This is a genomic window from Pseudomonas sp. DSV-1, assembly GCF_035830915.1.
Lineage (GTDB): Bacteria > Pseudomonadota > Gammaproteobacteria > Pseudomonadales > Pseudomonadaceae > Aquipseudomonas.
The window spans coordinates 495,084-515,626 of sequence record NZ_JAYMYG010000001.1 but is presented as its reverse complement, the minus strand read 5'-3'; the positions used below and the strand labels follow the sequence as shown (position 1 = coordinate 515,626).

Below are 20,543 nucleotides of genomic sequence, written 5' to 3'. Positions count from 1 at the left end.
GCACGAACCATGACACTGCGCGGCCTGTATGCAATCACTGACAGCCAACTGCTGGCCGGCAAACTGCTGCCCTACGTTGAGGCGGCCCTCGATGGCGGCCTGACGCTGTTGCAATATCGCGACAAAAGTAACGATGACGCCCGTCGCCTTCGCGAAGCCGAGGCATTGCGCGGTTTGTGCGAGCGCTACAAGGCGCACTTGATCATCAACGACGATGCCGAGCTGGCCGCGCGCCTGGGCGTGGGCGTACACCTGGGGCAAACCGATGGCCCGCTGACACCGGCCCGGGCACTGCTCGGGCGCAATGCCATCATTGGTTCCACCTGCCATAGCCAGATTGAGCTTGCCGAGCAGGCCGCCAAGGAAGGGGCAAGTTATGTCGCCTTTGGACGCTTTTTCAATTCCAGCACCAAGCCCGGCGCCCCGACCGCAACCCTGGACGTACTGGACCAGGCTCGCGCCCGGCTCAACCTGCCGATTTGTGTGATTGGCGGCATTACCCTGGACAACGCGGCCCCACTGGTTGCCCACGGCGCCGACCTGCTGGCCGTGGTGCATGGCCTGTTTGGCGCCCGGGACGCCCAGGAAGTCACCCGCCGCGCCAAGGCGTTCAACACCTTGCTGTCTATTTAAATACCGAATCCTGATTCAGAGAGAGCCCACCATGTCTCGTTCCGAAACCCTGTTTGCCAATGCTCAAAAACACATCCCCGGCGGCGTGAATTCGCCTGTGCGTGCGTTCAAGAGCGTGGGCGGCACCCCGCTGTTCTTCAAGCATGCTGAAGGCGCCTACGTCACTGACGAAGACGACAAACGCTACGTGGATTACGTCGGCTCGTGGGGCCCGATGATTCTGGGTCACAGCCACCCGCAAGTACTGGATGCGGTGCGTGCGCAACTGGAACACGGCTTGTCGTACGGTGCTCCGACCGCCATGGAAACCGAAATGGCAGACCTGGTGTGCTCCATCGTGCCGTCGATGGAAATGGTGCGCATGGTCAGCTCCGGCACCGAAGCCACCATGAGCGCCATCCGCCTGGCCCGTGGTTTCACCGGCCGCGACAATATCCTCAAGTTTGAAGGCTGCTACCACGGCCACTCCGACAGCCTGCTGGTCAAGGCTGGCTCAGGCCTGCTGACTCAGGGCGTACCGAGCTCGGCCGGGGTTCCGGCTGATTTTGCCAAACACACCCTGACCACCGCGTTCAACGACATTGAAGCGGTTGAAAAACTATTGGGTGAAGTCGGCGACACCGTGGCCTGTATCATCGTCGAGCCGGTGGCCGGCAACATGAACTGCGTACCGCCTGCGCCAGGTTTCCTGCAAGGCCTGCGCAGCCTGTGCGACAAACACGGCGTGGTGCTGATTTTTGACGAAGTGATGACCGGTTTCCGTGTTGCCCTGGGTGGCGCTCAAGCCCATTACGGCGTCACCCCGGACCTGAGCACCTTCGGCAAGATCATCGGCGGCGGCATGCCGGTTGGCTGCTTCGGCGGCAAACGCGAAATCATGCAGCACATCGCACCACTGGGCCCGGTTTACCAGGCTGGCACTCTGTCCGGCAACCCGCTGGCAATGGCTGCAGGCCTGACCACCTTGCGCCTGATCAGCCGTCCGGGCTTCCACGCCGAGCTGAGCGATTACACTACCCGCTTGCTGGATGGCTTGCAGCAGCGCGCCGACGCGGCAGGCATTCCATTTGTCACCACCCAGGCCGGTGGCATGTTCGGCCTGTACTTCAGCGGCGCCGACGACATCGTCACCTTCGATGATGTGATGGCCAGCGATGCCGATCTGTTCAAGCGTTTCTTCCACCTGATGCTCGACGGTGGCGTGTATCTGGCACCCAGTGCTTTTGAAGCCGGTTTCACCTCGATCGCCCACGGCGAGACCGAGCTGCAACTGACCCTGGATGCTGCAGAGCGTGCATTTGCCGCACTGAAGTGATCCACAAAAACGGCAAGGGTTGATGCCCTTGCCGTTTTTTTATGCCCGTAATGGCCTGATCTTTTACCCCGCCCGTCCAAAATCGTCTTAAATCAATGGATATCGCGGTCACGCAGCAGAAAAACGAGTAAAGACTTTGTAAGGTTGCCTCTGCTTATTTCATAATGCGCGCCTACACATCCCACGGTCGGGTTAACCCGCCTTTCAGAGGTACGTCGATTCCCATGAACCGCACCGGCCGCGCCCTTGCACTGGGCTGCCTGTTGCTCCTACAACCGCTGCTTGTCCAGGCAGGCGGTAACTCGTTGTTGATCCCAGCGATGGGTCGCTGCACCCTCAATACTCAGCCTGAAGACCTCGCCGAGGCGCTTGCGGCATGCGTTGAAGCGGCAAAAGCCGGGGATGCAGAAGCCGAATACGAGTTAGGCGAGTTCTATTACGACGGTAAAAACACCCCTCGCGATCTTAATCAGGCACTGAGCTACTTCGAGCAAGCGTCGCTGCAAGGTCACGCCATGGCTCAATTCCAGCTCGGCACCATGTTCTTCAAGGGCGAAGGTGTACCGGCCAATAACATCCAGGCGTATATCGTGCTGAAGATGGCCGCGGTCAACGGCGCCGAAGACGCACTGGACACTGCCGACCTGGTAGCCGAGCAAATGCCTCGCGACCAGCTGGAAACCGCCACCCAGATCCTGGGGCAGATTTTCCGCAAGTACTTGCAGGAACTGCAATCGACCGATGCCCGCTCGCCGTTTTCGCCGCTACCTTAAATCAAGGCCAGCACAAAGCCTGCAGTCGCAGCCTTAGCCCATCCCGGCAGACGATTCCCGACAGAATAAACGGCCTTACTTTTCCGGCATCGGAAACGGAAACGGCATCACGTTGCTCACGCCACGGGCTTCGCTGATTTTGGGAGTGCCCAAGCGCTCAACCTCGTCGATACGCACAATCGAGTGCATCGGCACAAAACTGCGCACCACACCTTCGAACTGGGCCTTGAGTTTTTCTTCACTCGGGTCGACGACCATTTGCGTGCGCTCACCGAAGACGAATTCCTCAACTTCCAGGAAACCCCACAGATCACTTTGATAGATCTGCTTGGCGTACATTTCGAACACCTGGCCCTGGTTAAGGAAAATCACCTTGTAGATTGGAGCTTCACGTTTGGTCATGGTGGGCGGGTAAGCATCTGGAGGTATAAAAGAGGGCGCGAACTATAGCATAGCCGTCAGACGCACAACGCTAGGAAGCAACGGCCATGACCCCTATAATGCGCGGTTCTTTGAATCACTTGATGAACACCCATGGCCAAGAAGCTTTACATCGAAACCCACGGTTGCCAGATGAATGAGTACGACAGCTCGCGCATGGTCGACCTGCTGGGTGAACATCAGGCCCTGGAAGTCACAGCGCGCGCCGAAGACGCTGATGTCATCCTGCTTAATACCTGTTCGATCCGTGAACGCGCCCAAGACCGCGTGTACTCGCAACTGGGTCGCTGGCGTGAATTGAAACTGGCCAACCCCGACATGGTGATTGCCGTGGGCGGCTGTGTTGCCAGCCAGGAAGGTGCGGCGATTCGCGATCGCGCCCCTTACGTGGATGTGGTATTTGGCCCGCAAACCCTGCATCGCCTGCCAGAAATGATCGACGCTGCGCGCATCACCAAGCTGCCGCAGGTCGACGTGTCGTTCCCCGAGATCGAGAAGTTCGACCATCTGCCAGAACCGCGCATCGACGGCCCAAGCGCCTACGTCTCGGTCATGGAAGGTTGCAGCAAATACTGCACATTCTGCGTGGTGCCTTATACCCGCGGCGAAGAAGTCAGCCGCCCGTTCGATGACGTGCTGGCCGAGGTGATTCACCTGGCCGAAAACGGCGTACGTGAAGTGACCCTGCTCGGCCAGAACGTCAACGGCTACCGCGGCCTGACCGAGGGCGGCCGCTTGGCCGATCTTGCCGAACTGATTCGCGTGGTTGCCGCGATCGACGGGATCGAGCGCATTCGCTACACCACCTCCCACCCGCTGGAGTTCTCCGACAGCCTGATCCAGGCCCACGCCGAAGTCCCGGAGCTGGTCAAACACCTGCACTTGCCGGTGCAATCGGGCTCTGACCGCATCCTGTCGGCCATGAAGCGCAACCACACGGCACTGGAATACAAGTCCAAGCTGCGCAAACTGCGCGCTGCCGTACCGGGTATCTGCATCAGTTCCGACTTTATTGTTGGCTTCCCGGGCGAGACCGAAAAAGACTTCGAACAAACCATGAAGCTGATCGAAGACGTAGGTTTCGACTTCTCCTACTCCTTTGTGTACAGCCAGCGCCCGGGCACCCCGGCAGCAGACCTGACAGACGACACGCCGGAAGAGCGCAAGAAGGAGCGTCTGAACGCGCTGCAACATCGCCTCAACCAGCAGGGTTTTGAGATCAGCCGCCAAATGGTGGGTTCCATCCAGCGGATTCTGGTGACCGACTACTCGAAAAAAGACCCTGGTGAACTGCAGGGCCGCACCGAGAACAACCGGATCGTCAACTTCCGCTGTGACAACCCGCAGTTGATCGGGCAATTCGCCGATGTGCACATCGATGCTGCCCAGCCGCACTCGTTGCGGGGCTCGCTGCTGAACTGACCACACGCAATCAACTTCTGTGGGAGCGGGCTTGCTCGCGATGCATGCAACGCGGTCCGGCTGGACGAGTGCGGTGATGCAATCGCGAGCAAGCCCGCTCCCACATCAAACATTTGGTTAAGTCCTTTCACGCTTGACCTGCTAGCGTTATCCTTAATTCCATCTCAATTGCCTAAGGGCGGCTAAATACGACCTTGAACGCACCCATCGAACCACATCGCTTTCTTCTCGAGCCATTTGAGGCTCGCCGTTTCGCCAATCTGTGCGGGCAATTCGACGAGCATTTGCGCTTGATCGAACAACGCCTGACGATCGAAATCCGCAATCGCGGTAATCAATTCGAGCTGATCGGCGACCCCAAGCTGACCTCTTCCGCTGAACATCTGCTGCGCCGCCTGTACCGTGAAACCAGAGCCTGCGAGCTTTCACCGGACATGGTGCACCTGTTCCTGCAGGAATCTGCCGTCGAAGACCTGGCCAGTAATCCGGTGGCTGAAGCCAGTGTTTCGCTGCGTACCAAAAAGGGCATGATTCGCCCCCGAGGCATCAATCAGCAGCGCTACGTCAAAGAAATCCTGGGGAACGACATCAACTTCGGGATTGGCCCAGCGGGTACGGGTAAAACCTATCTGGCCGTGGCCTGCGCCGTTGATGCCCTGGAACGCGAGCAAATCCGCCGCATCCTGCTGGTGCGCCCGGCCGTTGAAGCCGGCGAAAAACTCGGTTTCCTGCCAGGCGACCTGTCGCAAAAAATCGACCCGTACCTGCGCCCGCTCTACGACGCGCTGTACGAAATGCTGGGCTTTGAATACGTGGCCAAGCTGATCGAGCGCCAGGTGATCGAAGTTGCGCCACTGGCCTACATGCGTGGTCGCACGCTGAACAACAGCTTTATCATTCTCGACGAAAGCCAGAACACCACCGTCGAGCAAATGAAGATGTTCCTGACCCGTATCGGCTTCGGCTCGACCGCCGTGATCACCGGTGACATCACCCAGATCGACCTGCCTAAAGGCACCAAATCAGGGCTGAACCACGTCATTGAAGTGCTCAAGGATGTACCGGGTATCAGCTTTACTCACTTCCAGTCCAAAGACGTCGTGCGCCACCCGCTGGTGCAGCGCATTGTGGAAGCCTACGGGCGCTACGAACAGGAAGCCGCCGACAAGCTGGCCGCACTGCCCGCTGCAAAGGATTACCGTCACGATGCTTGAGCTTGACCTGCAACTGGCCACCGAGGCAGCCGCCCCCACCGAAGCCCAGTTCCGCCAATGGTGTGAACTGGCCCTTCGTCAGCGTACCGCCGATTCGGAAATGACCATTCGCCTGGTAGACGAAGCCGAAGGCCGCGAGCTCAATCACACCTGGCGCCAGAAAGACTACGCCACCAACGTGCTTTCCTTTCCGGCTGACGTGCCTGACGAATTCCTCGATATCCCGTTACTGGGCGATCTGGTGATTTGCGTGGCCGTGGTTGAACGCGAAGCCACCGAACAAGGCAAAAGCCTCGAGGCCCATTGGGCCCACCTGGTGATTCACGGCTGCTTGCATCTTCTGGGTTACGACCATATAGAAGACGAAGAAGCCGAAGAAATGGAAGCACTGGAACGAACGTTGCTTGCTGAACTGGGTCATCCAGACCCGTATGCAGACGACGAAACCGAATAACACCCACTGAAACGACCAAGGGATACGAGTAAATCGCTATGAGCGAAGACCGATCGAGCAACGGGCAAAAGTCATGGTTAGGTAAGCTGACCCAGGCCTTTGCCCATGAGCCGAAAAACCGCCAGGAGCTGCTTGAGCTGCTGCGCGAAGCACACCAGAACAAACTATTGGACAGTGAAGCGCTGGCCATCGTCGAAGGCGCCATTCAGGTGGCTGACCTGCAGGTACGGGACATCATGGTTCCGCGCTCGCAGATGATCAGCATCAAGGCGACCCAGACCCCCCGTGAATTTCTCCCGGCGATCATTGAGGCTGCGCACTCGCGCTACCCGGTGATCGGCGAAAGCCATGACGACGTCCTGGGCGTCCTCCTGGCCAAAGACTTGCTGCCGCTGATCCTTCAGGAGAACGGCGACAAGTTCAACATCAAGGATTTGCTGCGTCCGGCGACGTTTGTCCCTGAGTCCAAGCGTCTGAACGTGTTGCTGCGTGAGTTCCGTGCCAACCACAACCACATGGCCATCGTGATTGACGAATACGGCGGCGTGGCGGGCCTGGTAACGATTGAAGACGTTCTGGAGCAGATCGTCGGCGACATCGAAGACGAGCACGATGTCGAGGAAGACAGCTACATCAAGCCGCTGCCCAGCGGTGACTTCCTGATCAAGGCCCTCACCCCCATCGAGAACTTCAACGAGTTCTTTGACACCGAATTCTCCGACGATGAATTCGACACTGTCGGCGGCCTGGTCATGAGTGCATTCGGGCACTTGCCAAAACGCAACGAAACCACTGAAATCGGTCCTTACCGTTTCCGCATCCTCAATGCGGACAGTCGCCGGATTCATTTGATTCGCCTTACGCCTATCGCCCGCTAAACCTCAATACCAAGGATTGAAATGCGCTGGATAACCTCCCCCGGCTGGCCCGGTAACTTGCTGGCCGTGGTGGCCGGCGCACTGACAACCCTGGCGTTGGCACCTTTCGATATCTGGCCACTGGCACTGGTTGCCCTGGCCATTTTCTATCTTGGCTTGCGTGACCTGTCCCCAAGACAGGCGCTGGGCCGTGGCTGGTGCTACGGTTTTGGTCTGTTTGGCGCCGGCACCAGCTGGATCTACTACAGCATTCACCACTTCGGCGGCGCGTCTGTGCTGCTGGCCGGACTGCTGATGCTGGCGTTCACGGCAGCTATTGCATGGTTCTTCGCCCTCCCCGCCTGGCTCTGGGCACGCTGGATTCGCCGCAACGAAGCGCCACTGGCCGACACATTGGCGTTTGCGGCCCTGTGGGTCGCACAGGAAGCTTTTCGTGGCTGGTTCCTCACCGGCTTCCCCTGGCTGTACTCCGGTTACAGCCAATTGGACGGCCCACTGGCCGGCCTTGCCCCGCTGGGCGGCATGTGGCTGATCTCCTTTACCCTGGCCCTGACCGCAGCACTGCTGTGCAATCTGCCGCGCCTGATCAAGGCCAAACGCAAAGCCTTTGTAGCGGCTGGTTTAGTGTTACTGATCGGTCCGTGGTGCCTCGGCCAGGCACTCAAGCATCACGCCTGGACCAGCCCTTCGGGTGATCCACTGAGCGTCGCGGCCATCCAGGGCAATATCGAACAAAGCATGAAATGGGATCCGGCGCAGCTCAACGCGCAACTGGCCCTGTACCGCGACATGACATTGAGCTCCAAACGCGTTGATCTCATCGTTTGGCCAGAAACCGCCATTCCCGTACTCAAAGAAAACGCTGAAGGCTTCTTGAGCATGATGGGGCGGTTTGCCGCTGATCGAAACTCGGCACTGATTACAGGCGTGCCTATCCGCCAGGAAGTACGTCACGAGCCGCGCTACTTCAACGGTATTACCGCCGTTGGTGAGGGTGACGGTGTTTATCTGAAACAGAAGCTGGTGCCGTTTGGCGAATACGTGCCGTTGCAGGATGTCCTGCGCGGCCTGATCGCATTCTTCGACCTGCCGATGTCGGACTTCGCCCGAGGCCCGTCTGATCAGGCCATGCTGCAAGCAAAGGGTTATCAGATTGCGCCGCTTATTTGCTATGAAGTCGTCTACCCGGACTTCGTGGCCAACCTCGCCGCCCAAAGCGATATTTTGCTCACCATCAGTAACGACACCTGGTTCGGCACCTCGATTGGCCCGCTGCAACATTTGCAGATGGCACAAATGCGCGCCCTGGAAGCAGGCCGCTGGATGATCCGGGCAACCAACAATGGCGTAACGGCTCTGATCAATCCGTTCGGCCAGATCACCACCCAGATCCCGCAGTTTGAGCAGGGCATCATGTATGGCGAAGTAGTCCCCATGCACAACTTCACGCCTTACCTGCAATGGCGCTCGTGGCCGCTGATCATCCTGTGCAGCCTGCTGATTGGCTGGGCACTGATCACCAGCCGGATTGCCAAGACGGTGTAGTGGCAGCCGGGCTTGCATCGCGAGCAAGCCCGCTCCCACAAACAGCCAGACGCCCCGCCTCTCAGTTACCGGTAAAAAAGCGGATAGGACATCTGCCCGACCGCTTCATTGATCAACAGCCCGGACTGCCAGAACGATTTGTATTCGGGCATCCAGCCCCCCAGCGGCCGAGCGTTGTCAGCACTCAAGAATCCAACGGGAGCGGGTACAACCTCAAAGCCGGCCTTTTCAAAGCTCCACACCGAACGCGGCATGTGCCAGGCGTGGGTGACTACTACCACGCGTTTGATACCCAGCGGCAGCAGAATGTCTGCAGTCATTTTGGCGTTTTCCCACGTGGTACGGCTTTGTTCTTCTTTCCAGCGCACGCTCACACCAAAGTCATCACGCAACGAGTCCGCCATCAACTGCGCCTCGCTGGGGGGCGTGCCGTAGTGCACCCCCCCCGTGGTCAGTACCGGCAAACCTGAAGCCTTGGCCAGCCGGGCCGCATATCGCTGGCGTTCCAGGCCTATTCCCGTCGGTTGATCGCTGCCCCATGCCGGGTCTCCCCGCTCACGGCCCGAGCCCAGCACCACGATTGCATCCGCCCGCTGCGCAAGCCTGGACCACTCGCTTTGGGCCAACGGCGGCTCGCTCTCGAGCACCCGCGCACCCCATTCCACCATCACGGGCAAACTCATCAGCCAAAAACCGCCCACGCCCAAGGCGAACAGGACACCCGCCAAACGCGGGCGCGAACGACGCAACCACCAGGCAAGCACCAAGAGGAGTAAAAGAATTCCAGGAGGTAATAGAAGTTGTTTTAAAAAATATCGAATAGGCATCGAGCATCTCCAAAGATGCCCGAAGCCTAAGGGGGTTGAGTGAACGCATCAACAGCGCAGGTGAGAAACCCAAACACAAACGCCTGATACATCAACCCGGGGTACAACCTTTCTTGATGCGACTTTTTCTGAAGGCCCGGCCTGAATCGTTGAATCGCCGTAAGGCCCTAAGCTCCCTGCACCCTGTCTTTAAGCCAGATGACCTTGGCCTTGGGGGCATCCTGCATGTTCCTGCTGCCTTGCGAGCGTTCAATCGCCTCACGCCCCATCCGATTCAAATAGAGGTTGATCAACTCTAGCTCGGCACGACTCAAGCCTCGCAACTCCAACTCGACTGGACGTTCATCACGTAATTGGACAGCCGTCTTTGCTGAATCAAGAGCCACACTTAAACGATCAATCAGCCGCTCATACACTTGCGATGTTGTTGCGCTGCGTTGCAACTCTGCCATCCGTCCACCTCATTAAAGGAAATGTATCTCCCCCAAAGAGAGCTTAGCTGTGCCTGTAAAACCGGCGTGCTGCCGCGACCAACGGAGTGATGAGGCAATCAGGGTTTCCCTCGATAGAGCGGGGTCATGTATGCTACGGGACTTCCTGTAACCCCTGCTCCAACCTGACCGGGCAACACCAAAGCCGATCTATGTTGAAGAGGATTAGGCCACCCTTTATCAGTACAAGTAGCCATGCACGAACAATATCAGCCCCGTGAAATAGAAGCCGCCGCCCAATCATTCTGGGACAACCAAAAGTCCTTCGAAGTCAGCGAAGATCCAGGCAAAGAGACTTACTACTGCCTGTCGATGTTCCCGTACCCAAGCGGCAAGCTACACATGGGGCATGTGCGTAACTACACCATCGGTGACGTGATCTCCCGTTACCAGCGCATGCTCGGTAAAAACGTCCTGCAACCGATGGGTTGGGACGCCTTCGGCATGCCGGCCGAAAACGCCGCGATGAAAAACAATGTCGCCCCGGCCAAGTGGACTTACGAAAACATCGCCTACATGAAAACCCAGCTGCGCAGCCTGGGTCTGGCGGTGGACTGGTCCCGCGAAATCACGACCTGCCAGCCGGATTACTACCGCTGGGAACAATGGCTGTTCACTCGCCTGTTCGAAAAAGGTGTGATCTACCGTAAAAACGGCACCGTGAACTGGGACCCGCTGGACCAGACCGTTCTGGCCAACGAACAGGTCATCGACGGCCGCGGCTGGCGTTCGGGCGCGCTGATCGAAAAGCGCGAAATCCCGATGTACTACTTCAAGATCACCGCTTATGCGGATGAACTGCTTGAAAGCCTCGACGACATGCCGGGTTGGCCCGAGCAGGTCAAAACCATGCAGCGTAACTGGATTGGCAAATCCCGCGGCATGGAAGTGCAGTTCCCTTACAACGTCGACTCCATCGGCGAAGCGGGCGCACTCAAGGTCTTCACCACCCGTCCCGACACCCTCATGGGCGCTACCTATGTAGCCGTGGCTGCCGAGCACCCGCTCGCCACTCTGGCTGCACAAGGCAATCCTGAGCTGCAAGCGTTTATCGCTGAATGCAAAGGCGGCAGCGTGGCCGAAGCCGATATGGCGACCCAGGAGAAAAAGGGACTGCCAACCTCGCTGTTCGTTGAGCACCCACTGACCGGTGAAAAGCTCCCGGTATGGGTCGCCAACTATGTATTGATGCATTACGGCGACGGCGCGGTGATGGCCGTTCCAGCACACGACGAGCGTGATTTCGAGTTCGCTACCAAGTACAACCTGCCGATCAAAGCAGTCGTTCGTACCAGCGCAGGCGACGAATCACCTGCTCCGTGGCAAGACGCCTACAACGAGCACGGCACGCTGATCAACTCCGGCGAATTCGACGGTCTGGATTTCGACGCGGCATTCGCTGCCATCGAAGCCGCCCTGACCGCCAAAGGCCTTGGCCAGTCGCGTACCCAGTTCCGCCTGCGTGACTGGGGCATCAGCCGCCAGCGCTACTGGGGCTGCCCGATCCCGATCGTGCACTGCGACACCTGCGGTGACGTTCCGGTCCCTGAAGACCAGTTGCCCGTCATCCTGCCAGAAGACGTCGTGCCCGATGGCGCCGGCTCGCCATTGGCGCGCATGCCTGAATTCTATGAGTGCAGCTGCCCTAAATGTGGCGCACCGGCCAAACGCGAAACCGACACGATGGACACCTTCGTCGAGTCCTCGTGGTACTACGCCCGTTACGCGTCCCCGCACTATGAAGGCGGCCTGGTCGAGAAATCGGCGGCTGACCACTGGCTGCCGGTTGACCAGTACATCGGCGGTATCGAACACGCCATCTTGCACCTGCTGTACGCGCGCTTCTTCCACAAGCTGATGCGTGACGAAGGTCTTGTCAGCTCCAACGAGCCGTTCAAGAACCTGCTGACCCAAGGCATGGTGATTGCCGAAACTTACTACCGTCGCGAAGCCAACGGCGCCCTGACCTGGTTCAACCCGGCAGACGTCGAGCTGGAGCGTGACAGCAAAGCCAAGATCATCGGCGCCAAACTGATCAGCGACGGCCTGCCCGTTGAAATCGGTGGCACTGAAAAAATGGCCAAGTCCAAGAACAACGGCGTCGACCCGCAATACATGATCGAGCAATACGGCGCAGACACCTGCCGCTTGTTCATGATGTTTGCCTCGCCACCTGACGCGAGCCTGGAATGGTCCGACTCGGGTGTTGAAGGTTCGCACCGCTTTCTCAAGCGCGTATGGCGTCTGGCCTATGCCCACGTTGGCCAAGGTCTGCCGGGCACGCTGGACATCGCCAGCCTGAACGACGAACAAAAAGTCATTCGCCGTGCTATCCACCAGGCGATCAAGCAAGCGAGCCAGGACGTAGGCCTGCATCACAAATTCAACACCGCCGTCGCCCAGGTGATGACCGTGATGAACGTGCTTGAAAAAGCACCGCAAGTGACTGAACAAGACCGCGCACTGCTGCAGGAAGGCCTTGAAACGGTTGCACTGGTATTGGCCCCTATCACTCCGCATATCAGCCATGAGTTGTGGAACAAATTGGGCCATGCAGGCGCCATCATCGACGCGCCTTGGCCAACCCTGGATGAAAGCGCACTGATTCAAGACACCCTGCAACTGGTTATCCAGGTCAACGGCAAACTGCGTGGGCATATTGAAATGCCAGCCAGTGCCAGCCGTGAAGACGTTGAAGCCGCAGCCCGCACCAACGAAAACGTACTGCGGTTTACCGAAGGCCTGACGATTCGCAAAGTCATCGTGGTCCCCGGCAAACTGGTCAATATCGTCGCGAGCTAACTGGAACAGGCGCCCGTGCCATGCCCGGGCGCCCAATAAGACCTTCAGGGCCGCCTAGTCGGCCTATCTGGTTTCAAGGGGAGCAACACATGATCAAACGCAACCTGCTGGTGATGGGTCTCGCTATTTTGTTGAGCGCCTGCGGCTTCCAGCTGCGCGGCACCGGCACCAATCAGCTGACGATCACCGAACTCGACGTGAGTGCTCGCAACGCCTATGGCGATACCGTGCGCCAACTGCGTCAGATTCTGGAAAACAGCGGCGTAAAACTGACCGCCAATGCTCCGTACAAAATGGTTCTGACCAGCGAAAAAGAAACTCAGCGCGCCGCCAGCTACTCTGGCAACGGCGGAACTGCCGAGTATCAGTTGACCAACGTGGTGAATTACGAAATCCGGGGTCACAACAATCTGACGCTGCTGAGCAATCGGGTTGAAGCGAACAAGGTTTACCTGCAGGACGGCAGCAACATTGCTGGCGCCAATCAGGAAGGCCAAATGATCCGTAAAGAGATGCGTCGCGACCTCGTACAGCAACTGGTCATGCGCCTTGAGCAGTTGACGCCTGAGCAGCTGGAAAAGCTGCAACAGCAGGCCGATGCGAAGGCCAAGGCTGAAGCCGACGCCATCGAAGCTGCACGCAAGGCTCAAGAGGAAACCCCTCAACAGTCGCCTCTCGAACTGCAAAACCAGTAAGGCATACGGGGCGCTCAGGCGCCCCGCTATCGTTATAGCCCCTATGAAACTCGCCCCCGCCCAACTCGCCAAACACTTGCAAGGCAATCTCTCGCCGATCTACATCATCAGCGGCGATGACCCATTGCTGTGCCAGGAAGCGGCAGACGCCATTCGCAGCACTGCTCGCCAACAAGGTTTTGATGAACGCCAGGTGTTCAGCGCAGACGCCAGCTTTGACTGGGGCACGTTGCTGCAAGCGGGCGCCAGCATGTCGCTGTTCGCCGAAAAGCGCCTGCTGGAACTGCGCCTGCCCTCGGGCAAACCCGGCGACAAAGGCGCCGCGGCACTGATCGAGTACAGCTCACGCCCGGCCGAAGATACCCTTTTGCTGATCAGCCTGCCCAAGCTTGATGGCAGCGCGCAAAAGACCAAGTGGGGCAAGGCGCTTGTCGAGGGCCCCCATACCCAGTTCGTTCAAATCTGGCCAGTCGACGCCAACCAGTTGCCTCAATGGATTCGCCAGCGCCTGTCACAGGCAGGCTTGTCTGCCAGCCAGGACGCGGTCGAACTGATTGCTGCAAGGGTTGAGGGCAACCTGCTGGCGGCGGCCCAGGAAATCGAAAAGCTCAAATTGATGGCCGAAGACGGGCAGATCACCGTCGAAACCGTACAGGCTGCGGTGGCTGACAGTGCGCGCTTTGATGTGTTTGGCCTGGTCGATGCCGTACTTAACGGCGAGGCTTCCCACGCCTTGCGCATGCTGGAGGGTTTGCGCGGTGAAGGTGTAGAGCCTCCGGTGATCCTCTGGGCACTGGCCCGTGAACTGCGGGTTCTGGCCAATATTGCGCTGCAATACAGCCAGGGCATTCCTCTGGACAAGGCTTTCAGCCAGGCACGCCCCCCGGTCTGGGACAAGCGCAAACCGCTGATGAGCAAGGCTTTGCAACGTTACTCGGCGCAGCGCTGGGCACAGCTGTTGATGGACGCACAGCGTATCGATGCGCAAATCAAGGGTCAGGCAGCGGGCTCGGCCTGGAACAGCCTGAGTCGTCTGGCGCTGCTGATGTGCGGACAACGCTTGAGTCTGCCTGCGGAGTAACCCCTGCTCCCACTCACCCATGGCTGGACAACCGCAAAATTCTGGCCGATGATTTGCGCTTGTTCACATCAAGCGAGAGTACCTGCCATGAGCAAGCGCCCCAACAAGGCCAAATCCATCGTCGCCCAACCCCTGTTCCGCAGCCGCCAGGAACGCCCCGCCAAAGGCAAAGGCAGCTACCGCCGCGAAGCCTTCCAGTCGAGAGACCGGGAGGCTTTTTACTTTCTGGCTGCCTGACAGCGGGGATGATAAGGTCTGCATCTGATTTGCATTACCTGGACCTGCGCATGCCCTTAAGTCATAAACGTGGTTGGCCGATGCGCCAACTGATCGCTGCTTCCAGCGTCATCCTTTTAGTCGCCTGCGCCGAGAAACCTACCGCAGCCGATGCCCAACCCTTGCCTGTGACGCCTCCCGCCCCAGCGGTGACCACCAGCGCACCAGGCACCACCGACACACCTTTTGTCCAGCCCGCCCAGAGCTTCAGCGAGTGGCAGGCCAACTTCCGCGTTCAGGCCCTCAAAGCCGGAATCAGCCCGCAGGTGTTCGATAACGCCTTTGCTGGCGTCACACCCGACATGAGCGTGATCAAGGCCGACCGCAGCCAGCCTGAATTCAGCCGCCCTGTCTGGGAATACCTCGACGGCGCCCTGTCACCCTTGCGTGTGCGTAATGGTCAGCGTTTGCTGGAGCAAAACGCCGAGTTGCTGAGCCGCATCGAACAGCGTTATGGCGTCGACCGCCAGGCACTGGTGTCGGTCTGGGGCATGGAGAGCAACTTCGGCTCGTTCCAGGGCAACAAATCCGTCATCCGATCGCTGGCCACCCTGGCCTACGAAGGGCGTCGCCCGGAATTCGCCCAAAGCCAATTGATCTCGGCGCTGAAAATCATTCAGCAAGGTGATATCAGCGCCGACAAAATGCTCGGCTCCTGGGCTGGCGCAATGGGCCAGACCCAGTTCATTCCGACGACCTATGAAACCCACGCCGTGGATTTCGACGGTGACGGTCGTCGTGACATCTGGAACAGCTCTGCCGACGCCCTGGCCTCGACTGCGCATTACCTGCAGAGCTCTGGCTGGAAACAAGGCCAACCATGGGGCTTTGAAGTCATGTTGCCTGCCAGCTTTGACTACGCGCTGGCGGATGGTGCTGTCAAAAAGAGCGTCGCCGAATGGCAGCAACTGGGGGTATTAGTGCCTGAAAGTTCTGCAGCCGGCTCAGAGCAGTTGAGCGCTACCCTGCTGCTGCCGGCAGGCTACCGTGGCCCGGCGTTCCTGGTGCTGGATAACTTCCGCGCTATCTTGCGCTACAACAATTCATCGTCCTATGCGCTGGCCGTAGGCCTGTTGTCTCAGCGCTTCAACGGGGGCGGAACCATTTTGGCTGCGTGGCCAAAAGATGACCGACCGCTGAGCCGTTCCGAACGCGTAGAGTTGCAAACACTGCTGAGCCAGCGCAATTACGATGCGGGCAATGCGGATGGCATTATTGGCGCCAATACGCGCAAAGCAATTCGCAGCGCGCAGCAAGCTATGGGTTGGCCTGCAGATGGCTACCCGAGTCACAAGTTGCTGGAGAGTTTGCGTAGCCGCTGAGTTGCGACTCAACCGGTAGGAGCGGGCTTGCTCGCGAGGCTATCAACTCGGTATTTCTGACTAAACGAGTCGATGCAATCGCGAGCAAGCCCACGGTTCAGGTTTTGACTGTGACCACAGCCTGCTCAAGTACCAATAACTGCTGATCAGCATCCAGCCGCACTTGAGCCCCCATCGGCAAGGTCAGGTTTGGATCACAATGCCCGCTGCGCCATCCGGCCAGCACGGGAATGCCAAGCCCGCCCAATTCCTGTGTGAGCAACCGCTCCAGCGCCCGTACATCAACCCCAGCCACATCCCCTACAAGGACGCCACGCACCTTGTCGAGCTTGCCTGCCAGACGCAAATGCGTGAGCAGACGGTCGCCCCGGTACAACGGCTCGTTCACGTCTTCGATAAACAGGATGATGCCTTCGCCATCCAGCTCAAACGCCGTCCCGAGGGTGGCGCAGATCATGGATAGATTGCCGCCCAGCAAACGGCCACTGGCGCAACCTGACGCAAGGGTTGTCAGCGGGTAAGCTGCAGGATGCTCCAGCACAGGCAGTTGCTGCCCGCCAAGCATGCGTAGCAGTGAGGATTCTGTCGGCGGTTGCTTGTTACCCAGCAGGTCGGCGTTCAGCATCGGCCCGTGGAAAGTCACAAAGCCTGCGTAACGTGTAATCGCCAGATGCAGCGCGGTGATATCGCTATACCCCACAAAAGGCTTGGGATGGTTGCGCAGAAGCTCGAAATCGATGCCATCAAGCAAGCGCGGGGATCCGTAGCCACCGCGCAGGCAAAAAATCCCATCAATGCTGTCATCGGCAAAGGCGTCGTGCAGGTCGCGTAAACGCACGGCATCAGAGCCTGCGAGGTAGCCGTCCTTTTCCCACACGCCCGGAAATACGCGCAACTGATAGCCGCGGTCATGCATCCATTGGGTGGCGAGTTTCAGATCAAGTTCGGCGGGACCGGCCGGGGCGATCAGGGCGATCACCCCACCAGCGGGCAACGCGGGCACCGCGCTGTGGGTCTTGAAAGACACGGGCGCGGTGCTCCGGTTTGTCATGGAATCAGGCACTCACCAGCATGGATTTGACCAGCTTGGCTTGTTCATCCGCGTGATACGAAGAACGTACCAACGGGCCGGACGCCACGTTTTTGAAGCCCATTTTGTAGCCTTCTTCGGCGAACCAGGCGAAAACGTCCGGGTGCACGAAACGCTGTACCGGCAAGTGGTTGCGCGATGGCTGCAAGTACTGACCCAGGGTCAGCATGTCGATGTCGTGTTCGCGCATGCGCTTCATGACTTCGATGACTTCTTCATCCGTCTCGCCCAGACCCAGCATCAGGCCGGACTTGGTCGGGATGTGCGGCATCATCTGCTTGAAGCGCTGGAGCAAGGTCAGCGACCACTGGTAGTCGGAACCAGGGCGGGCGGCCTTATACAGGCGCGGCACGGTTTCGAGGTTGTGGTTGAACACGTCAGGCGGCTCGGCTGCGGTGATTTCCAGCGCAACGTCCATGCGACCACGGTAATCCGGCACGAGGGTTTCAAGCAGAACGCCCGGCGACAGCTTGCGGATCTCGCGGATGCAATCGGCAAAGTGCTGGGCACCGCCGTCACGCAGGTCGTCGCGGTCTACCGAAGTGATCACCACGTACTTCAGGCGCAGGTCAGCAATGGCGATGGCCAGGCTTTCAGGCTCGTTGACGTCCAGTGGCTTCGGTCGACCGTGACCCACATCGCAGAACGGGCAGCGGCGGGTGCAGATGTCGCCCATGATCATGAAGGTCGCGGTGCCACCCGAGAAGCACTCGCCCAGGTTCGGGCAGGAAGCTTCTTCGCACACGCTGTGCAGCTTGTGCTTGCGCAGCAATGACTTGATACGGTCGACTTCAGGCGAAACCGGAATGCGTACACGAATCCAGTCAGGCTTCTTTGGCAGCTCGGTGGTCGGAATGATCTTAACCGGGATACGCGCAACCTTTTCGGCACCGCGCAACTTAACGCCGGTCTCAACCTTGGAACGGGCCTCGCTGGCGCGGGCTGCACGTTCTGAGATATCCAGCGTTGGGATCAGGGTTTGAACAGCGTCTTGCGCAGTAGTCATATCAGTCGATTCCGCCCGTCAGGGTCGTCTGCTCAGCATAGTCGAGGTGTTTGACGAGCTGCACACGCAGCCGGGCACCTACCTCGGCAAATTCAATCGGCCCTGCATGGTCACGCAGCTGGGTCATCGCCAGCCCCGCATAACCACAGGGGTTAATCCGTCGAAACGGTTCCAGGTCCATGTCCACATTCAGGGCCAGACCATGGAAGGAGCAGCCATTGCGGATCCGCAGCCCCAGAGAAGCGATTTTCGCGCCGTCAACATACACGCCGGGCGCATCGGGCTTGGCCGCCGCGCTCACGCCATAGCTGGCGAGAAGGTCGATCAGGCACTGCTCCATCCGCGAGACCAGCTCACGCACGCCATAACCCAGCCGACGCACGTCAAGCATCAGGTAAGCAACCAGCTGGCCAGGGCCATGATAGGTCACCTGACCACCGCGATCCGACTTCACCACCGGGATATCACCCGGTAACAGCAGATGCTCGGCCTTGCCTGCCTGGCCTTGGGTAAACACTGGCGGATGCTGCACCAGCCAGACTTCATCTTGCGTGTCCGGCTCAAGCTTGCGCTCATCGGTGAAGCGCTGCATCGCCAGCCAGGTGCGCTCGTAATCAAGCTGACCCAGTTCGCGAATACCCAAGACCTGCGACATCACAGCACCATGTGTACGAAGCCGGTGGCTCGCAGTTCGCTGTTGATGTTGTAGAGCTGATCCTGATCTGTTGCCACGATGTGCAACTGGATGGTCGTGTACTTGCCGTTGGTGCTCTGGCGCTCGTCGACACGATCATCGTTGACCGTCGCGTGTTTCTTGACGATGTCGATGATCCTGTCCTTGTTGCCCACACCCGTGTCGCTGATCACCTTAACCGGGTAATCAACGTTGGGGAATTCGATCTTTGGCGCCTTTACTTCAGTATCGGTCATGGCGTATTGGCCTCGTAAGCCTTGAGCTACAGAGATAACCCCGCGCCGTGTAAGCGCGGGGCCATGCAGGTGGGTGCTATCAGTTGAACAGACCGTAGAAGAATAGACGGATGCTGTCCCAAACGCGTCGGAAAATACCGCCTTCCTCAACGGGCTCCAGTGCGATCAGGTCGGCACTGTGCACAACCTTGTCGTCCAGCTTGACCTCAACCTTGCCGATCACATCGCCTTGGGCGATAGGGGCCATCAGTTGCGGGTTCATGGTCATGCTTGCAGCCAGCTTTTTCAATTGGCCTTTAGGCAGAGTCATGGTCAAGTCTTCGGCCAGGCCGGCCTTGACTTGATTGGTGGTGCCTTTCCAGACCGGGGCCTGAGCCAGCTCTACACCCTTCTGATAGAACGTCTGGGTTTCGAAGAAGCGGAAACCGTAGGTCAGCAGCTTCTGTGTTTCGGCAGCACGGGCGACTTCGCTGTTGGTACCAAACACCACGGCAATCAGTCGCTGACCATCACGAACAGCCGACGACACCATGCAATAGCCTGCTTCGTCGGTGTGACCGGTTTTCAGACCGTCAACGGTCTTGTCACGCCACAGCAACAGGTTGCGGTTAGGCTGCTTGATGCCGTTCCAGAAGAACTCTTTCTGCGAGTAGATCGCGTAGTGAGTCGGGTCTTCGTGAATGATGGCACGGGCCAGCAACGCCATGTCGTGGGCCGACGAGTAATGCTCAGGGTTTGGCAGGCCAGTCGGGTTCATGAAGTGGCTGTTGGACATGCCCAACTCGCCGGCGGTCTTGTTCATCATGTCGGCAAAGGCGTCTTCGCTGCCGGCGATGTGCTCGGACAAGGCCACGCTTGCGTCGTTACCCGACTGAATGATGATGCCGTGCAGCAGGTCACTGACCGACACTTGAGTGCCGACCTTGATGAACATCCGCGAACCACCGGTACGCCAGGCGTTTTCGCTGACGGTGACAGGATCGTTTTCGCCGATCTGGCCGCGACGGATTTCCAGGGTCGCGATGTAAGCAGTCATCAGCTTGGTGAGGCTGGCTGGCGGCAGACGCTGGTCGCCGTTGTTCTCAACCAGCACGTTACCGCTGCTGGCATCCATCAGAACATAGGACTTGGCTGCAAGTTGTGGCGGCGACGGCATCATCTCGACTGCCCAGGCGGCAGGAGTGACGATCAGCGGTACAAGCAGGCACAGGCGTTTGGCTAAAGTGGTGATGTTCATCCGTCTCTCGAAGTTGTTAATTGAAACTTACCCTCACGGGCAAAACTGTACAGGCAGTCGTATGACTGACTGCCGCGTATTCAGTTGCAGTCCCGGCCCCTGGAAGGGCTT

Annotated in this window: 21 protein-coding genes; 13 read left to right on the top strand and 8 right to left on the bottom strand. The window is 58.7% G+C overall.

Features of this window, described 5'->3' with window-relative positions; all coding sequences use genetic code 11:
* Positions 1–9 precede the first annotated feature (9 nt).
* The 3 genes from thiE to VSQ83_RS02475 all read left to right on the top strand — a co-directional run bounded on the left by thiE (position 10) and on the right by VSQ83_RS02475 (position 2,721).
* On the top strand, positions 10–633 hold the full coding sequence (gene thiE, locus VSQ83_RS02485) for a thiamine phosphate synthase (RefSeq protein WP_133077003.1): 624 nt from the start codon (positions 10–12) through the stop codon (positions 631–633).
* Between the two features lie 31 nt (positions 634–664).
* Complete coding sequence (hemL, locus tag VSQ83_RS02480; RefSeq protein ID WP_219262640.1) at positions 665–1,948, top strand: glutamate-1-semialdehyde 2,1-aminomutase; 1,284 nt, start codon at positions 665–667, stop codon at positions 1,946–1,948.
* Positions 1,949–2,172: 224 nt separating this feature from the next.
* The gene (locus tag VSQ83_RS02475) at positions 2,173–2,721 is read left to right on the top strand and encodes a tetratricopeptide repeat protein (RefSeq protein WP_019824185.1); all 549 of its coding nucleotides are present in this window, start codon (positions 2,173–2,175) and stop codon (positions 2,719–2,721) included.
* Positions 2,722–2,796: 75 nt separating this feature from the next.
* On the opposite strand, the gene VSQ83_RS02470 is transcribed toward VSQ83_RS02475, so the two are convergent.
* Complete coding sequence (locus tag VSQ83_RS02470) at positions 2,797–3,123, bottom strand: DUF1820 family protein (protein ID WP_019411970.1); 327 nt, start codon at positions 3,121–3,123, stop codon at positions 2,797–2,799.
* 132 nt (positions 3,124–3,255) lie between these two features.
* Between VSQ83_RS02470 and miaB the strand changes: the two genes are divergently transcribed.
* From miaB to lnt, 5 genes are all read left to right on the top strand, one after another.
* Positions 3,256–4,584 carry a tRNA (N6-isopentenyl adenosine(37)-C2)-methylthiotransferase MiaB gene (gene miaB / locus VSQ83_RS02465; RefSeq protein ID WP_133077005.1) on the top strand — a complete coding sequence of 443 codons (1,329 nt, stop codon included), beginning with the start codon at positions 3,256–3,258 and terminating at the stop codon, positions 4,582–4,584.
* Between the two features lie 194 nt (positions 4,585–4,778).
* The gene (locus tag VSQ83_RS02460; RefSeq protein WP_133077006.1) at positions 4,779–5,798 is read left to right on the top strand and encodes a PhoH family protein; all 1,020 of its coding nucleotides are present in this window, start codon (positions 4,779–4,781) and stop codon (positions 5,796–5,798) included.
* Positions 5,791–6,252: an rRNA maturation RNase YbeY gene (ybeY, locus tag VSQ83_RS02455; protein WP_133077007.1), complete on the top strand. Its 462-nt coding sequence runs from the start codon at positions 5,791–5,793 to the stop codon at positions 6,250–6,252. The genes VSQ83_RS02460 and ybeY overlap by 8 nt, the downstream gene beginning before the upstream one ends.
* 38 nt (positions 6,253–6,290) lie before the next feature.
* Positions 6,291–7,130: an HlyC/CorC family transporter gene (locus tag VSQ83_RS02450; RefSeq protein WP_019824191.1), complete on the top strand. Its 840-nt coding sequence runs from the start codon at positions 6,291–6,293 to the stop codon at positions 7,128–7,130.
* A 21-nt stretch (positions 7,131–7,151) separates the two neighbouring features.
* The gene (gene lnt, locus VSQ83_RS02445; protein WP_133077008.1) at positions 7,152–8,675 is read left to right on the top strand and encodes an apolipoprotein N-acyltransferase; all 1,524 of its coding nucleotides are present in this window, start codon (positions 7,152–7,154) and stop codon (positions 8,673–8,675) included.
* Between the two features lie 65 nt (positions 8,676–8,740).
* Here the strand turns inward: lnt and VSQ83_RS02440 are convergent, their stop codons facing one another.
* Both VSQ83_RS02440 and VSQ83_RS02435 read right to left on the bottom strand, forming a co-directional pair.
* A complete protein-coding gene (locus VSQ83_RS02440; protein WP_326425181.1) occupies positions 8,741–9,502 on the bottom strand; it encodes a YdcF family protein in 762 nt (253 codons plus the stop codon).
* A gap of 167 nt (positions 9,503–9,669) precedes the next feature.
* Entirely contained in the window at positions 9,670–9,954 is a 285-nt protein-coding gene (locus VSQ83_RS02435) for a hypothetical protein (protein WP_133077010.1), read from the bottom strand.
* Positions 9,955–10,188: 234 nt separating this feature from the next.
* On the opposite strand from VSQ83_RS02435, the gene leuS reads away from it, so the two are divergent.
* The 5 genes from leuS (at position 10,189) to VSQ83_RS02410 (ending at position 16,169) form a co-directional block, all read left to right on the top strand.
* Positions 10,189–12,795, top strand: a complete 2,607-nt coding sequence (gene leuS, locus VSQ83_RS02430) for a leucine--tRNA ligase (RefSeq protein ID WP_133077011.1) — start codon at positions 10,189–10,191, stop codon at positions 12,793–12,795.
* An 89-nt stretch (positions 12,796–12,884) separates the two neighbouring features.
* Positions 12,885–13,490: an LPS-assembly lipoprotein LptE gene (locus VSQ83_RS02425; RefSeq protein ID WP_133077012.1), complete on the top strand. Its 606-nt coding sequence runs from the start codon at positions 12,885–12,887 to the stop codon at positions 13,488–13,490.
* 43 nt (positions 13,491–13,533) lie between these two features.
* Positions 13,534–14,571, top strand: coding sequence for a DNA polymerase III subunit delta (gene holA / locus VSQ83_RS02420; RefSeq protein WP_219262638.1), 1,038 nt, complete (start codon positions 13,534–13,536; stop codon positions 14,569–14,571).
* Between the two features lie 87 nt (positions 14,572–14,658).
* Entirely contained in the window at positions 14,659–14,808 is a 150-nt protein-coding gene (arfA, locus tag VSQ83_RS02415; RefSeq protein WP_003444166.1) for an alternative ribosome rescue factor ArfA, read from the top strand.
* A gap of 50 nt (positions 14,809–14,858) precedes the next feature.
* A complete protein-coding gene (locus VSQ83_RS02410) occupies positions 14,859–16,169 on the top strand; it encodes a lytic murein transglycosylase (RefSeq protein ID WP_133077014.1) in 1,311 nt (436 codons plus the stop codon).
* A 97-nt stretch (positions 16,170–16,266) separates the two neighbouring features.
* Here VSQ83_RS02410 and VSQ83_RS02405 read toward each other — a convergent pair whose 3' ends face one another.
* From VSQ83_RS02405 to VSQ83_RS02385, 5 genes are all read right to left on the bottom strand, one after another.
* The gene (locus tag VSQ83_RS02405) at positions 16,267–17,220 is read right to left on the bottom strand and encodes a S66 peptidase family protein (protein ID WP_326425179.1); all 954 of its coding nucleotides are present in this window, start codon (positions 17,218–17,220) and stop codon (positions 16,267–16,269) included.
* A 4-nt stretch (positions 17,221–17,224) separates the two neighbouring features.
* The gene (lipA, locus tag VSQ83_RS02400; protein WP_133077016.1) at positions 17,225–18,265 is read right to left on the bottom strand and encodes a lipoyl synthase; all 1,041 of its coding nucleotides are present in this window, start codon (positions 18,263–18,265) and stop codon (positions 17,225–17,227) included.
* Position 18,266: 1 nt separating this feature from the next.
* The gene (lipB, locus tag VSQ83_RS02395; protein ID WP_133077017.1) at positions 18,267–18,920 is read right to left on the bottom strand and encodes a lipoyl(octanoyl) transferase LipB; all 654 of its coding nucleotides are present in this window, start codon (positions 18,918–18,920) and stop codon (positions 18,267–18,269) included.
* Positions 18,920–19,195 carry a DUF493 domain-containing protein gene (locus VSQ83_RS02390; RefSeq protein WP_019824211.1) on the bottom strand — a complete coding sequence of 92 codons (276 nt, stop codon included), beginning with the start codon at positions 19,193–19,195 and terminating at the stop codon, positions 18,920–18,922. Before VSQ83_RS02390 ends, lipB begins: the two co-directional genes overlap by 1 nt.
* A gap of 79 nt (positions 19,196–19,274) precedes the next feature.
* Positions 19,275–20,432, bottom strand: a complete 1,158-nt coding sequence (locus VSQ83_RS02385; protein ID WP_133077018.1) for a D-alanyl-D-alanine carboxypeptidase family protein — start codon at positions 20,430–20,432, stop codon at positions 19,275–19,277.
* Positions 20,433–20,543 lie beyond the last annotated feature (111 nt).

Bases quoted from the DNA above. Each gene is read 5' to 3' on its own strand.
- VSQ83_RS02385 (WP_133077018.1), bottom strand. From the start codon at position 20,432: ATGAACATCACCACTTTAGCCAAACGCCTGTGCCTGCTTGTACCGCTG.
- miaB (WP_133077005.1), top strand. From the start codon at position 3,256: ATGGCCAAGAAGCTTTACATCGAAACCCACGGTTGCCAGATGAATGAG.
- lnt (WP_133077008.1), top strand. From the start codon at position 7,152: ATGCGCTGGATAACCTCCCCCGGCTGGCCCGGTAACTTGCTGGCCGTG.
- lipB (WP_133077017.1), bottom strand. From the start codon at position 18,920: ATGTCGCAGGTCTTGGGTATTCGCGAACTGGGTCAGCTTGATTACGAG.
- VSQ83_RS02405 (WP_326425179.1), bottom strand. From the start codon at position 17,220: ATGACAAACCGGAGCACCGCGCCCGTGTCTTTCAAGACCCACAGCGCG.
- VSQ83_RS02410 (WP_133077014.1), top strand. From the start codon at position 14,859: ATGCCCTTAAGTCATAAACGTGGTTGGCCGATGCGCCAACTGATCGCT.
- hemL (WP_219262640.1), top strand. From the start codon at position 665: ATGTCTCGTTCCGAAACCCTGTTTGCCAATGCTCAAAAACACATCCCC.
- VSQ83_RS02435 (WP_133077010.1), bottom strand. From the start codon at position 9,954: ATGGCAGAGTTGCAACGCAGCGCAACAACATCGCAAGTGTATGAGCGG.
- VSQ83_RS02470 (WP_019411970.1), bottom strand. From the start codon at position 3,123: ATGACCAAACGTGAAGCTCCAATCTACAAGGTGATTTTCCTTAACCAG.
- VSQ83_RS02475 (WP_019824185.1), top strand. From the start codon at position 2,173: ATGAACCGCACCGGCCGCGCCCTTGCACTGGGCTGCCTGTTGCTCCTA.
- holA (WP_219262638.1), top strand. From the start codon at position 13,534: ATGAAACTCGCCCCCGCCCAACTCGCCAAACACTTGCAAGGCAATCTC.
- leuS (WP_133077011.1), top strand. From the start codon at position 10,189: ATGCACGAACAATATCAGCCCCGTGAAATAGAAGCCGCCGCCCAATCA.
- VSQ83_RS02425 (WP_133077012.1), top strand. From the start codon at position 12,885: ATGATCAAACGCAACCTGCTGGTGATGGGTCTCGCTATTTTGTTGAGC.
- arfA (WP_003444166.1), top strand. From the start codon at position 14,659: ATGAGCAAGCGCCCCAACAAGGCCAAATCCATCGTCGCCCAACCCCTG.
- VSQ83_RS02450 (WP_019824191.1), top strand. From the start codon at position 6,291: ATGAGCGAAGACCGATCGAGCAACGGGCAAAAGTCATGGTTAGGTAAG.
- VSQ83_RS02390 (WP_019824211.1), bottom strand. From the start codon at position 19,195: ATGACCGATACTGAAGTAAAGGCGCCAAAGATCGAATTCCCCAACGTT.
- VSQ83_RS02440 (WP_326425181.1), bottom strand. From the start codon at position 9,502: ATGCCTATTCGATATTTTTTAAAACAACTTCTATTACCTCCTGGAATT.
- thiE (WP_133077003.1), top strand. From the start codon at position 10: ATGACACTGCGCGGCCTGTATGCAATCACTGACAGCCAACTGCTGGCC.
- ybeY (WP_133077007.1), top strand. From the start codon at position 5,791: ATGCTTGAGCTTGACCTGCAACTGGCCACCGAGGCAGCCGCCCCCACC.
- lipA (WP_133077016.1), bottom strand. From the start codon at position 18,265: ATGACTACTGCGCAAGACGCTGTTCAAACCCTGATCCCAACGCTGGAT.